The organism is Rhizobium sp. BR 249, from assembly GCF_047445895.1.
Lineage (GTDB): Bacteria > Pseudomonadota > Alphaproteobacteria > Rhizobiales > Rhizobiaceae > Rhizobium.
On sequence record NZ_JARWKX010000013.1, the window covers coordinates 1 to 13,868 of the forward strand.

At 62.6% G+C, this 13,868-nt stretch carries 12 protein-coding genes; 8 read left to right on the plus strand and 4 right to left on the minus strand.

The annotated features are described in order from the left end of the window. Positions 1-275 precede the first annotated feature (275 nt). Entirely contained in the window at positions 276-1,649 is a 1,374-nt protein-coding gene (locus QD408_RS13870; protein WP_414139690.1) for a sensor histidine kinase, read from the minus strand. A 238-nt stretch (positions 1,650-1,887) separates the two neighbouring features. On the opposite strand from QD408_RS13870, the gene QD408_RS13875 reads away from it, so the two are divergent. From QD408_RS13875 to QD408_RS13910, 8 genes are all read left to right on the plus strand, one after another. Continuing rightward, positions 1,888-2,655 (plus strand): Crp/Fnr family transcriptional regulator, encoded by a 768-nt coding sequence (locus QD408_RS13875; protein WP_414139691.1) that lies wholly within the window; start codon positions 1,888-1,890, stop codon positions 2,653-2,655. Positions 2,656-2,764: 109 nt separating this feature from the next. Further along, on the plus strand, positions 2,765-3,523 hold the full coding sequence (locus tag QD408_RS13880; RefSeq protein ID WP_088681448.1) for a FadR/GntR family transcriptional regulator: 759 nt from the start codon (positions 2,765-2,767) through the stop codon (positions 3,521-3,523). A 24-nt stretch (positions 3,524-3,547) separates the two neighbouring features. Further along, on the plus strand, positions 3,548-4,522 hold the full coding sequence (locus QD408_RS13885) for a sialic acid TRAP transporter substrate-binding protein SiaP (protein ID WP_414139692.1): 975 nt from the start codon (positions 3,548-3,550) through the stop codon (positions 4,520-4,522). Positions 4,523-4,706: 184 nt separating this feature from the next. Continuing rightward, positions 4,707-5,279: a TRAP transporter small permease gene (locus tag QD408_RS13890; RefSeq protein ID WP_088681450.1), complete on the plus strand. Its 573-nt coding sequence runs from the start codon at positions 4,707-4,709 to the stop codon at positions 5,277-5,279. 4 nt (positions 5,280-5,283) lie between these two features. Next, the gene (locus tag QD408_RS13895; RefSeq protein ID WP_414139693.1) at positions 5,284-6,690 is read left to right on the plus strand and encodes a TRAP transporter large permease; all 1,407 of its coding nucleotides are present in this window, start codon (positions 5,284-5,286) and stop codon (positions 6,688-6,690) included. Positions 6,691-6,700: 10 nt separating this feature from the next. After that, positions 6,701-7,735 carry an L-idonate 5-dehydrogenase gene (locus QD408_RS13900; protein WP_414139694.1) on the plus strand — a complete coding sequence of 345 codons (1,035 nt, stop codon included), beginning with the start codon at positions 6,701-6,703 and terminating at the stop codon, positions 7,733-7,735. Between the two features lie 327 nt (positions 7,736-8,062). Then, complete coding sequence (locus tag QD408_RS13905; RefSeq protein WP_414139695.1) at positions 8,063-9,325, plus strand: hypothetical protein; 1,263 nt, start codon at positions 8,063-8,065, stop codon at positions 9,323-9,325. A gap of 66 nt (positions 9,326-9,391) precedes the next feature. Next, positions 9,392-10,657: a hypothetical protein gene (locus QD408_RS13910; RefSeq protein ID WP_414139696.1), complete on the plus strand. Its 1,266-nt coding sequence runs from the start codon at positions 9,392-9,394 to the stop codon at positions 10,655-10,657. 103 nt (positions 10,658-10,760) lie between these two features. Here the strand turns inward: QD408_RS13910 and QD408_RS13915 are convergent, their stop codons facing one another. The 3 genes from QD408_RS13915 to QD408_RS13925 all read right to left on the minus strand — a co-directional run bounded on the left by QD408_RS13915 (position 10,761) and on the right by QD408_RS13925 (position 13,763). Continuing rightward, positions 10,761-12,107 carry an NAD(P)/FAD-dependent oxidoreductase gene (locus QD408_RS13915; RefSeq protein ID WP_414139793.1) on the minus strand — a complete coding sequence of 449 codons (1,347 nt, stop codon included), beginning with the start codon at positions 12,105-12,107 and terminating at the stop codon, positions 10,761-10,763. A 2-nt stretch (positions 12,108-12,109) separates the two neighbouring features. Further along, positions 12,110-12,997, minus strand: a complete 888-nt coding sequence (locus tag QD408_RS13920; RefSeq protein ID WP_414139697.1) for a dihydrodipicolinate synthase family protein — start codon at positions 12,995-12,997, stop codon at positions 12,110-12,112. A gap of 70 nt (positions 12,998-13,067) precedes the next feature. Continuing rightward, positions 13,068-13,763 carry a GntR family transcriptional regulator gene (locus tag QD408_RS13925; RefSeq protein ID WP_414139698.1) on the minus strand — a complete coding sequence of 232 codons (696 nt, stop codon included), beginning with the start codon at positions 13,761-13,763 and terminating at the stop codon, positions 13,068-13,070. Positions 13,764-13,868: the final 105 nt, after the last annotated feature.

Below are 13,868 nucleotides of genomic sequence, written 5' to 3' on the forward strand. Positions count from 1 at the left end.
CCAGCGGCTTTCGTGATAATCTCAGCCATCCTTGTCGTCCCTGCCTTGCATACGAACCAGGTTGTTCCAGCAACCATTCGGGCCACGATGAGGAGCCGATCGCGATCCTGCTTCTCCCCAACCCTAAAGGTTCTGGTGGCTGCGATCCGACAATCGGCGCGCCTTTGGCCGGGCGGCCGCCCGGCCAAAGGCAGTCACCTTATACAACATCTCTTATGCAAGGTGGCCCGAAGGGTCGGATGAGGGGGCCGCGCGGCACACCCTTCAGAAGTCCATCACCCCTCCCTTGGCAGCCGAATCACGAACCCCGTGCCGGGGTGCCGGTTCTCGATATGCATCTCGGCTTTGAGCTGCTGCACCAGCGCGCCGACGATCTTCATGCCGAGGCTTTTTCCCTCATTCCCGGAGGCCGATAACTCAGGCGGCAGGCCTTTGCCGTCGTCGGCGACTTCGAGGCGGATCTCGGCGCCGATGCTGCGGGCGCTGACGGTGACGGCGCCTGCCGCATCGGGATAGGCGTGTTTGAAGGCGTTCGTCACCAGCTCGTTGACGAGAAGGGCGATCTGGATGGCGCGGTCGGCGTCGATCATGCAGGGATCGGCGTCGACGGAGAGCCCGTGACTGGAGGCAGATTGCTGCAGGCGCAGGCAGAGGCTCGACAGGAAATCGGCCAGATCCACCGTTTCGATATGCGGCTGACGCCACAACTGGTCATGCACCTCGGCAATGGTTCCGACACGCGCCTCGGCATCGCGAAGCGCCCGGCAGACCTCCTCCCGCCCGGCTGAACGGGCCTGCATGGCGAGCATGGCCGCGACCAGCGCCAGGCTGTTTTTGACGCGGTGGCTCATCTCGCGCAGCATGATCTGCTGGTGTTCGTCGGCGAAATGACGCTCGGTATCGTCCCGCAGCACTTTGAGATAGCCGGCGCGCTGGGCGCGCAGCGGCATGGTCAGGCCGCTGCCCCAGAATGTCGATCCGTCCTTACGCAGGTGAAACCGCTCATTCTCAGCGCGGCCGCGCTTAAGCGCCGCCTCCATCTCGCGTTCCAGCGCGCCTCCGTCGCGATCTTCCTCCACGAACAGAATGCGTGCATCGCGCTTGAGGATCTCGTCTTCCTCATAACCGAAGATCCGGCAGGCGCCGGTATTCCAGCTGATGATCAACCCGTCGCGGTCGAAGGCGAAGATCGCATAGTCGATCGCACTTTTGAGAATGAGTTGAAGCCGCTCTTCGCTGGCGCGCAGGGCTTCGTCCTGATGAAGCGTCTGCGTGCGGTCGCGAACGATTTTCATCAGGCCGTAGATCTCGCCGGCATCGTTGCGAAGCGGCATCATCAGCCCCGAAGCCCAGAACGAGCCGCCATCCTTCCTGACATGCCAGCGGTTGTCGCCGGCGCGGCCGGCTGCGAGCGCAAGCCTGATCTCCTTGAGCAGCGTCCCTGCAAGCTGATCTTCGAACGTAAAGAGGATGGCGCTGTTCTGGCCGACGATTTCGGCTGAGGAATAGCCGAAAAGGTTCTCCGCACCGGCGCTCCAGGTCACGATGGCGCCGTCGAGATCCATCGCGAAGATGGCATAATCCCGCGCGCTCTCGACGATGTGCCGGTAGATTTCCGTCTCATCGTTCGGAAGGGGATATTGGTCCATACCAGCCCGCTCCAGGAATTGCCGTCGACCAACATTAGCACTTGCTACAGTAATTTCCCAGGCTGTGCGCTTGCGTACAAAACCCGCTCGCGGAACCTTCCGCCGGGCATGCGAGTTTAGGTCCGAGCGCCCTGCGATCGGCCATCCCCCCTCGATGAGTATACGGCCCGAGCGGACTTCCTGGCGCCGGCGGCTGGGACACGGAGCGGCGCTCTTGCCAGATGGAGCGGGCAAGGCCATGCGACCTTTCGAAAGCGAAAATCTCATTCTGTGCCAGCTCGCCGATCCGGAGTTTCTGGCGCTCGAGCGCATATGGGAGCCGCTCATTCTCCCGCGCGCTTTCGAGCTCGTGCATTTCGGAATGCCGGTCAGCCACTATTATTTCCTGGAGAACGGTATCGCTTCCATGGTGGCGACGAGCCCGGAGGGCAGGAAGGCCGAGATCGGCGTGCTCGGCCGGGACGGCATGTCGCCGCCGGCGCTGACGGTGGATGCGGAGCGGTTCTCGTTCGACGTGATGATGCAGATCGGCGGTCACGGACATCGTGTGGAAGCCGGCGCCTTGACGGGCTTCCTGGCCGAGCGGCCCGCCATCCGCCGGCTGCTTTCGCGTTCCCTTCATACCTTCTTCAAGCAGGTCGCCAACACCGCGCTTTCCAACGCCGTTCACAAGATCGACGTCCGCCTGGCGAAATGGATCCTGATGTGCCACGACCGGCTGGAAGGCGAGGAGATCGAAATCACCCACGAATATATGGCGACGATGCTCGGCGTGCGGCGCTCCAGCGTCACCGACGCGCTGCATGTGCTGGAAGGCGAACATCTCATCTATTCCACCCGCGGCCTGGTGGTCATCCGCAACCGTACCTCCCTCGAAGCCTTCGCAGCCGACGCCTATAACGTCCCCGGCATAACGGGGCGCGATTGGCCGCGGACCGGCCGTCATCATCTCGCCATGGTCCGTCCGCCAGCCCAACGGCGGCAAGCCTCGGCCTTTCCTGCCTGAGTTTCATGCGGCGCATTGACGCACAACCCTCGCGATGATATCCATGGGTCAATTGGTCAGGCCAGTTGACCAGATGCGTGCTTGAGGAGAAGCCGCCGGGGAGGCCAGAATGTTTTCGCCCGTTGAATCGCGCCGCCTCTACAGGCAGGTGGCGGATCAGATTCGTTCGATGATATCAGGCGGCGAGCTCGTCGTCGGCCAGAAGCTGCCGGCCGAGCGCGAGCTCGCGGATCAACTGTCCGTATCGCGCCCGACAGTGCGCGAGGCGCTGATCGTTCTCGAGGTCGAAGGCCTCGTCAACATCCGCATGGGCTCCGGCATCTATGTGGTGCGCCGGCACGCCGTCAGCATGGCGGCCAGCGAAAGCGAGCCGGTGGAGGGGCCTTTCGAACTACTGCAGGCGCGCGCCATCATCGAATGCGCCATCGCCGAGGAAGCCGCGACCCGGGCACGGCCTGAAGATATCGCCGTGCTCGACGAAGCGCTGACGCGCATGAGCGGCGGCGTCAACGATGCCGCGACGGTGCTCGCCGCCGACCGCGCCTTTCACACCGGCATTGCCGCCATCGTCGGCAATGCGACGCTGATCCGCGTGACGGGCGAGATGTTCGACATGCGCATGACGCCCTATTTCGCCAAGCTCGCCAGCCATTTCGAGGGGCCGACGACATGGCGCAGCGCCGTGGACGAGCACCGGGCCATCCGCGATGCGATCGCATCAGGCGACGCGGCGGGCGCGAAGGCTGCGATGCGCAGCCATCTCACCCTATCGCAGAAGAGATTTTCCGAGAGCTTCGGGGAGGAGTTTTCGGGAGAGGAGGAGCGCGGCCGCGACAAGGCGGCCGCGAAAGGAGCCATCAAGACTTAAACCCGAGCTCGGGAGGAGAGAGCAATGAAGATGAGACTGGCAACGATACTTTGCACCGCAGCCGCGATCATGGCGACGACGGCGGTCGCGCACGCGCAGACGGTGTTGAAATGGGCGCATGTCTATGAAACCTCGGAGCCCTTCCACACGGATTCCGTCTGGGCCGCGGAAGAGATCGCCAAGCGCACCGACGGGCGCTACAAGATCGAGGTCTATCCGGCCTCGCAGCTCGGCAAGGAAGCCGACATCAACCAGGGCCTCAAGCTCGGCACGGTCGACATCATCATCTCGGGATCGAGCTTTGCCGCGCGCGAATACAAGCCGATAGGCGTCACCTACTTCCCCTATATCTTCCGCAACCCCGATCACCTGATCGCATACACGAAGAGCGACGTCTTCAAGCGTCTCGCCAAGGGCTATGAGGACAAGTCCGGCAACCACATCGCCGCCGTCAGTTATTACGGCACGCGCCATACGACCTCGAACAAGCCGATCGCCAAATGCGCCGACATGCAGGGCCTGAAGATCCGCGTGCCCGACGTCCCGGCCTATCTCGCCATGCCGCGCGCCTGCGGCGCCAACACGACGCCGATCGCCTTCGCCGAAGTCTATCTCGCTCTGCAGAACGGCACGGTCGAGGCGCAGGAAAACCCGCTGACGACGATCGAGGCGAAGAAGTTCTACGAAGTCCAGAAGAACATCATCCTCACCGGCCACATCGTCGATCACCTCAACACGGTGATCTCGAAGACGCGCTGGGCGAGCCTTTCCGACGAGGACAAGAAGATCTTCGGCGAAGTGATGCAGGAAGCCGCCGAACGCACGACCAAGACGATCGCCGGCAAGGAAAACAGCCTCGTCGCGACCTTCAAGGAAAAGGGCATCAACGTCACCGAGGTCGATAAAGCGGACTTCGAAAAGACCGTGATGGAAAAGGTCAAGTTCGAGGACTTCGGCTACGAGAAGGCGGATTGGGAAGCGATCCGGGCGATTCAGTAGGAGCCACGGGGCGCGGCGTTTCGGCGCCGCGTCCTCTAGATTGCTGGCAAAGACCGCCAACCTCTCTTTCGTCATGCTCGGCCTTGTGCCGAGAATGACGGCGAGCGAGGAGCGAGCTCAGCAGTACAAAAAGGCGCCGCCCACACGCCGCGCCCTCCTTCTCCCAACCGGAACAAGGCCGATCATGTCGCAAGAAATTCACACGCCAATCACGGCCGAGGAAATCGGTCACGAATTCGAAGGGCATGCGCCGACGGCGAACGTCGCGGATTATGCCGTCGAGGACTGGATCACGCTGATCGTCTTCTGGCTGATGGCCGGCTGCGTCTTCCTGCAGTTCTTCACGCGTTATGTGCTGAACGACAGCTATGCCTGGACGGAGGAGATCGCCATCAACTGCCTGATCGGCGTCGTCTTCCTCGGTTCCGCCATGTGCGTGCGCATGTCGCGGCATATCCAGGTCGACGTTTTCTATCACTATATGCCGGCGGGGCTGGCGCGCGTGCTCGCCACCTTCGTCGATATCGTCCGCATCGGCTTCTTCGCCTATGGCTGCTACTTGATGTGGCGCTACGTCGAGATCGTCGCTGACGAGCAGATGGTCACCGTCGAGCTGCCGCGCAACATCGTCTTCTACTCCGTTCTCGTCGCCTTCGTGCTGATGCTGATCCGCGCGGTCATCGTCTTCATCGCCAATATGCGCCGCGGCTATTCCGTTCTGGAGCGGCCCGAAGAATTCCAGACTGTGGAAGGGTGATCCGATGCTGCTGCTTCTTGGTTCGTTTCTGGTTCTGATGCTGGTCGGCGTGCCCGTCGCCATCTCGATGGCCGTCGCATCCGTGCTCTATATCGTCCTTTACGGCGTCGCGCCCGATATCATCGTCGCCCAGCGCATGATCGCCGGCGTCGAAAGCTTTCCGCTGCTCGCCGTGCCCTTCTTCATCCTGGCGGGCAACCTGATGAATTCCGCCGGCGTCACCGGCCGCATCTATTCCTTCGCCGTCGCCCTCGTCGGCTGGATGAAAGGCGGGCTGGCGCAGGTCAACATCATCGGCTCGGTGATCTTCTCCGGCATGTCGGGCACGGCACTCGCCGATGCCGCCGGCATCGGCACGATCGAAATCAAGGCGATGAAGGATCACGGCTATCCGGTCGAGGCGGCGGTCGGCGTCACGGCGGCCTCGGCCACCCTCGGGCCGATCTTCCCGCCGTCCCTGCCTTTCGTCATCTACGGCATGATGGCGAACGTCTCGATCGGCGCTCTCTTCATGGCCGGCATCGTGCCCGGCGTCGTCATGACGCTGCTGATGATGATCACCGTCGCCGCCTTCGCCTACAAGAAGCGCTGGGGCTCCGACGCGCCCTTCGACGTGCGCCAACTGCTGTCGGCGGGGATGGAAATCGTCGTCGTCCTGATGGTGCCGGTGGCGATCTATCTGATGATGCGCGCCGGACTTTCAATGAACGCGGCGGCCGGCATCGCGCTTCTCGTGCTTCTGGCGCTCGACTGGTATTTCAGCTTTTCCGCCGTCATGGCGCTGATGACCCCGGTCATCCTGATCGGCGGCATGACGATGGGCTGGTTCACGCCGACGGAGGCCGCCGTCGCCGCCGTGCTCTGGTCGCTGTTCCTCGGCCTCGTGCGCTACCGCACGATGACGCTTTCGACGCTCGCCAAGGCAAGCTTCGATACGATCGAGACGACGGCGTCGGTGCTCTTCATCGTCACGGCGGCTTCCGTCTTCGCGTGGCTGCTGACGGTGAGCCAGGCCGCGCAGCTGCTCTCCGATGCGATCCTGTCGATCACCGACAACAAATGGGTCTTCCTGATCCTGGTGAACCTCCTGATGCTCTTCGTCGGCTGCTTCCTGGATACGATCGCCGCGATCACCATCCTCGTGCCGATCCTTCTGCCCATCGTCGCGAGGTTCGGCATCGATCCGGTCCAGTTCGGCCTCATCATGACGCTGAACCTGATGATCGGCCTGTTGCATCCGCCGCTCGGCATGGTGCTCTTCGTGCTGTCGCGGGTGGCGAAACTCTCGGTCGAACGCACGACCATAGCGATCCTGCCCTGGCTGCTGCCGCTCTTCCTGGCGCTGATCCTGATCACCTTCGTGCCGGCCATATCGCTCTGGCTGCCGGAGCAGGTCGGGCTGTTGAGATAGGAGGGGCAGGATGCAGACGCGGCTGGCGCGGCTTTACCAGAAGGGCGACCTCAGGGTCGAAACCGACAGCGTTCCGGCCCCCGGTCCGGGCGAGGTGCTTCTCAAGATGGCGGCCGCAGGCATCTGCGGCTCCGACCTGCATTATTACCAGGATGGCGGTTTCGGGCCGGTCAGGGTGCGCGAGCCGATCATACCGGGCCACGAAGCCTCGGGCACGGTCAGCCAGGCGGGCGAGGGGGTTAACCTCAAAGCCGGCACGCTGGTCGCGGTCAATCCGAGCCAGCCCTGCGGCCATTGCGAATATTGCGGCAAGGGTCTGCCGATCCACTGCCTCGACATGCGCTTCATGGGCAGCGCGATGCGCCTGCCGCATGAGCAGGGCATGTTCCGGGAATGGCTGGTCGTGCCGGCCAGGCAATGTTTCGAAGTCGGAGCCGCGACGACGGCCGCGGAAGCGGCCTGCAGCGAGCCGCTGTCCGTCTGCCTGCATGCGGCATCGCGCGCCGGCGAGATATCCGGCAAACGCGTCCTCGTCACCGGCGCCGGCCCGATCGGCTGCCTGATGGTTGCCGCCGCGCGCCATCATGGCGCGGCCGAGATCGTCGTGACCGATCTCGCCGATGCGGCGCTGCAAAGAGCGACAGCGATGGGCGCCAGCCGCACGATCAATGTTTCCGAAGGGGCTGCCGCACTTGCCGAATTCGAGAAGGGTAAAGGCTATTTCGACCTCGTCTTCGAATGCTCGGCCGCAGCCCCCGCCATCCGCAGCGCGATTGCCGCGATCCGGCCGCGCGGCACGATCGTCCAGGTCGGCGTCACCGGCGAGATCCCGATCCCGCTCAACGCCATCGTCGGCAAGGAGCTGCAGATCCACGGCACACAGCGCTTCCACGAGGAATTCGCCACCGCCGTCGCGCTGATCGCGAGCCGCGAGATCGACGTCCGCCCCATCATCAGCCACAGCCTGCCGCTGGAAGAGGCGAACGCGGCCTTCGAGCTTGCGGGCGACCGCACGGCGGCCTGTAAGGTGCAGCTTACGTTTTAGCCTGTTGCCAACTCGGCCACCAGGGACGAAGGCTGCTCTCCCGGTGCCGATGGCTCAGCACCTCTGAAGCTCGCTTTAGGCGATCGGCCTCATCGAATGGAACAAGGCGATCCAAGCCCCTGCCTTGCAACGAGTCCGACTGAGAGAACAGCCACGGATCATACATGCCTCCGTGGAGCGATCACGTAACATCTACCAATGCGAGCAGATTTCAAAATGTATATCTTTTGATTGCATTTTATAAATTTCTTTCAGCCGCTGTTAGAGGAATCGGCGCCATCATCGCGTGTATTGCTTGTAATTACTCCTAAAACTAGTGAGTAGGCGATGGCGACCACCTTTCAGTTTGCCCTTGGCTCAGCCTTGAGTGGCGTGCCTTGGAATTCCACCGGCCAGGCGCTTCTGCAGGATGGAATGCAGGGCGCTAACGGCACCTCGCTATTCTTCGCGGCACAAAACGCAGTTGCCGCTTTGGTCAAAGTGCTCAACAGCGGGGAGATCGATTGGAGCCAAGGTAGCGACGAGAACAACAACCCCACCTGGAACGCGTGCCTGCAAACCGGGCTTTTTACGCTCGGGATCACCCTCGTGGCCGCGGCCGATTCCGATATTTTGGGCGGCAATACCTCGCCCCCGGTCTTTAGTTGGCAAGGTAACGACTACAATGTCGTCGGTACTTTCACCGGCACCGTGACCATCAACGATACTTCGGTCTGGATGATCCAGGTTCCCGTAGGCCTTGCGTCGACGGTCGCAGTTACGGCTCTCGCAAGCTACGCCTGGGCAGGACTTATCTCTCCTCTCCTCAATGGCTTCTACCAAGGAGTAAAATCCTGCTTTGCTCAAGCCGACGGCATTGCTTCGGCCGAGGATGCCGCAGCGGCGAGCGAAGAAGCGGCGGCCGAAGCTGCCGTCGAGGAAACCGCCGTGGAGGATGCCGTTGTCAGCCTTGAAACCGGCGGCGCGGCCTTCATAGCGATCATCCTCATCGCAGCGATACCACTTCTCCTCGCCGCATTGGACCACACCACATACCATAATCTGCGACTCTATAACCTGACACCCTATCAAGTGGTTTGGCAGACGCCGGCCGTCTATGGAAACGAAGCCACGCTGATATCGATGCCGGTTTCCGGCGACGGATCCGGCGCGTGGGATTTCACCGTGCCCCCGCTCGGGTCGGTGTCTCCTCCGGGCGGGGCAAGCATCGACGTTGCGACCGAGGCTGGCTTTGCGTTCGCGAGCACGAGCGGATTTGCAGGTTTCGCCTATGTGCTGCCTATGACACTCATTGACCCTTCGTCCGGCGCGGTGCTGGCTGAGGCCGCAGCCCTGTTCGATCTTCCATGGGGCGCGCATAACTCGCTGTACGGAAGCTTCGACGAGACAAATCCCGAATATTTGTTTGAGAGATGGGACGGCGCGCTCAAGCAAACCCAATATTCCGTGAACACCGAGATTTCCGGGGCCAGCGTCACGATGACACTGACCTACGACTCCATCTCGGGCGAGCAAACGGCTCCCAACGGCCAGTCGGCCTACCTCTACAATTCCCTGCTCGTCTTTTCGGTCACTTCAGCGAGTTCCTGAACGATCACGCGGCCTCTTCGCGTGCCTATGCCTATTTCTTTGTCCAGCCAAGGGTAGGAGGCCCTCATGAACATCCAGGCTACAACAGTCCAGAATTTCCAGGCCACACTGCTGCCGAGTGCGACCGGGCTGCCGACGTCGACCGGGACTATCCCGACGGCTTTGCAGCCCCTCCTGCAGACCGGCAATGGGGCGCAGCAGTTTTTCGCGCAGCAGAACTTTGCCGCCAACCTGATAACCGACGTCAATTCGGGCGTCCTCAACTGGATCGCCGATACCGACGACAACGGCAACCCGATGTATTTCACGGCCATACAAGACGGCAACGGAAACTCGATGTACCTGGAGGTCACAACCAGTCAGGCGCCGGCTTCACAGCCGTACACAGCCCCCGATGGCCAAAGTTACGACGTGATCGGAAGTTTCCATGCGACCCTGAGCTGGAACGACGATACGATGTGGGATGTGAACGTTCCCCTCGGCATCACCAGCGGGCTCGGCGCTCTGCTTCTGGAATACTACGCCTGGAGTTCGTTCATCAAGCCTGTGCTTGAGGGAGTGCTGAGCGGCATCAAGAGCCTTTGCTCGGCAGCAAGCGACTGTGTCAGCGCCGGCGACGTCGCGGCAGCTTCGACGGCTGCAGAATCGAGCTCGGAGGTGGCGGGTGAGTCGATCGGAGAGGGCGCCACGATCAGCATGACCGCCGGCGCTTGCTGCTTTGCCGGCGCAGCCTTGTTGATAGCCCTGCCGTTCATTCTCTCGGCGATCGAGCATCCGACCGGCCAGAGTGTCAAGGTTTACAATCTGACCCCCTATACGCTCACCTGGCAGGCCCCATATACCGACGACTGCTCGATGACGCAGTTTCCCGTACTGAGCGACGGCAGCAATAACCCCGACTACACAATCGCCGCGCCATCCGTGATAACACCGCCCGGTGGTCAATCCGTGACGACTTATCACGAGGGTGACTTTGCCTTCCAGAGCACCTCCAATCTCAAAGGGATCTCGTGGGCTATGCAATTCGCATTCACCGATGACCAGAACAATACGCAAGGCACGGCTGCCGTCATGTTCGATTTGCCTTTGCTGAAAGCCAATTCGCTTGCCGGGGAATGGACGTCCGGTGAGTTGTCAGCGAACGAACTGCAGGAATGGGCGGAAACGAACTACGGCATCCTCAGTGAGACGCAATTCGTAACCAGCGACACGAACGGCCTCGTCATGACTTTGACGTATAACGCCCTTTCGGGACAACAACCGCTACCCAGCGATCCCGACGAAGAGGGCTACGTATATGCGTCGGCCATCGTATTCCAGCTGACAAGTTGAGCCGAGCCTTCGGCCCTATCTGAGCGACATCATTCAAAGCGTTATAGGGCCGCAGGTCTGAAAAGATGCGGCCCGATATCCCTGGCGTGGCGTCGGCTCGCTGTCATTCCGCCCCCGCGCTCCATTCGCGCCAGGCGAGATGGAGCTTTGCGCCGATCGTCGTCAGCGGCTGCGGCGGCAGCAAGACCGGCGCGGCGAGCTTGTCGTAGATCCGGCCGAGTTCGGATCGATGCCCGAGCACGCGCTCGGCTGCGGCGATACCGGCGGCGGTCGAGTTGGATGCGCCGAGGCCGTTGCAGCCGCAGGCCGCGAAGACGCCGCGTTCGAGCTCTCCGAAGGCCGGCACATGGTTGCGCGTCAGCGCCATCGCGCCGCCCCAGCGGTACTGCATGCCGACGCCGGCAAGCGTGGGGAAGCGATGGGCGAATTTGCCGTCATGCAGGCGGCCGGCGCTGCGGATGGCGGCGTCGCTGACTTCGATGCCGGGATTGTAGCTGTAGCGCGAGCGCACCAGGATGCGGTCTCCGCCGCCGGTGTTGATGCGCCTGACCGTCGTTCCCATCGGCAGCGCCGGGGTCGCCGCCCACTTCCTTTCGCCGCCGAGCCTTACCGGATCGAACTCCTCCGTCAGGGAGGCATAGGTGAAGACATGGAGCAGGCGCCCGCGGAAGAAGCCGAAGCTTTCCGCATGGCCGTTATTGGCCATGATGATCTTTCCCGCCCGCACGGTCCCTGTGGGTGTCTTCACCAGCCAGCCGTCACCGGAGCGCTCGAAGGAGAGAGCGGGCGTCTGCTCGAAGAGCGTCACCGGCTCCCTCAGACAATCGGCCACCGCCCTTATGTAAGCGGCCGGCTGGACGATGATCGTGCCCGGAGAAAACAGCGCCGAGGTAAAGGCTTTCGATCCGGTCACGGCCTCGATTTCTTCGCGGCCGAGCAGTCGATGCGCCTCGCCCATCTTCGCAAGCTGCTGCGAATAGGCCTCCAAGTGTTTGTCGCCTTCCGCGCTCATCGCAATGCTGTAGCGCCCGCAGGGATCGAACAGATCCTTGCTCCAGCCGTTCTCCGCCGCCAGCTCGCTCGCCAGCGCAATCGCCGAACGCTGTAACAGCACGGAATCGCGGAACTTGCCTTCCGACTCGCCGCTGAAATCGTCCGAGGAGACCTCGTGCGGCAGGTCGACGATGAAGCCCGAATTGGCGCCGGCCGGACCTTCGCCGACGATGCCCGCTTCGAGAATCGCGACCCGCACGGTCGGATCGAGCCGCGAGATGCGGTGGCCTGCGGAGAGGCCGGCAAAGCCGCCGCCGATGATCGTGACATCGGCGCTGATCGCCTCGCTCAGCGCCGCGCGCAGCGTGCGCGGCTGAAGTGTGGCCACCCAGCCCGAAACGCCCGCGCGTTTGGGAAGCCTGGAGGCGACGAAGACGTTCCTTGCAGCCTGGGTCACGGTCAAATCGCTTCCCGCTCCATGAGCGCTTCGAGGGACCGGCGCAGGACGGGAAGTTTTTCCGGGGCGAGCGCGCGCAGCGGCTTGCGCGGAACGCCCGCGCGATAGCCGACGAGATCGGCGGCCGCATAGACGGACTGCACGTAATCGCCTTCCCAGATCAGTCCCATTGCCGGCTCCAGGATCTTCCAGAGCGCGCGCACCTCGTCCCACTTGCGCGCGGCCGCCGCCTCGACGAGGGCGACGCAGGTTTTCGGAGCGAAGTTCGCGCCGCCCCAGATCAGGCCGTCGCATCCGGCATAGAGCGCATAGGGAACGAGCGGATCGGCGCCGTTCATGACGAAACGGCCGGTACGGATGAGCGCGGCCTGCTTGCCGAGATCACCGCCGCTGTCCTTGACCGCGCAAAAACCCGGAATCTCGTTCAGCTTTTCCAGAAGCTCCGGCGCGATGGCGACACCGACCGCCTGGGGCACGTTGTAGCCGATGACGGGAAGCCCAGCCTTGGCGACTTCGGCGTAGAAATCGAGAATGCCCTGATCGTCGGTCGGGCCTTCGAAGAAGGGCGGCAGCACCATGACGCCTTCGGCGCCGGCGTCGCGGGCGCGCACGGTCCGCTCCACCACGTCTTCCACCAGGAGCGCCGAGGCCTGGGCGATCACCTTGGCGCGGCCGTTGACGATCCTGGCGCCGCGGCGGATCAGCTCCTCGGATTCCTGTTTGGAGAGGTAGACATGCATGCCCGTGCCGGAGCTGAACAGGAAGCTGCGGACGCCGGCGGCGAGATAGCGTTCGACATTGTCTTCCAGCCTGTCGTAATCGATGCGCCCGGCATCGTCGAACGGGGTGGTGATTGCGAGATTGAGCCCTGGAAAGGGAAATGCGGTCATTGGAAGAAATCCCGTTGCGTTAGGCCGGCCGGGCCGGATTGTGTCGAGCTGCGCGTCCTGATCGGAATGCCTAGAGGGTCGGCGTCTCCATTCCCTCGGGGGCGGCGTACATGGCCATGTTCCGCCGGGAGAGTTCGATGTGGAGACGCGCCAGCTCGCCGGAGGCTTCGATATCGCGCCGCTCGATCGCCTCGATCATCTCGTCGTGCTGATCGAGCGCCAGTTCGAGTTCTTCCTGCATGCGCGGAGTGTTCGGATGCTGGTAGAAGATCTTGCCGATGCGGGCATGGTCGATCTGCAGGCGGCGCAGGCTCGGGACCACATAGACATTGTGGGCCATCTCGCCGATCTGCCGGTGGAACCGGTCGTTGTGAAACACCCGGCCTTCGACATCGTGCTCGTCGACCGCCTCGCGGAAGGCGCGCTGGATATCCTTCAGCACGTCGAGTTCCGCTTTCGTCCGGTTCTCCGCTGCAAGCTTGTTGGCGGTAATGTAGATCATCGGCGCAAGCAGGAAGAAGTCGCGCAGCGACTGGTAGCTCATGGAGCTGACCCGGGCGGCGCGGTTGGTCTCGAGCTCGATATACCCCTCGCCGGCCATCTGCCGCATCAACTCGCGCACCGGCGGACGGGAAAGCCCGAACTCTTCGCTCAGGGCCACTTCATCGAGGACCGAACCCGGCGGCAGCTCCATGGTCAGGATGCGCCTGCGCAGCGCGAGTTCGAGGCTGGCCTTGCGATCCGGGCTGGCGATTTCGACGTTCATATCGCTCCTCACTTCATAATTCTTTTTGTAGACATTATGAAGACTAGAGATAGACGTCAAGTCGCCAGAGCGTTTTCCCGCTCCTTGCATGGGAGGAATGCGAGC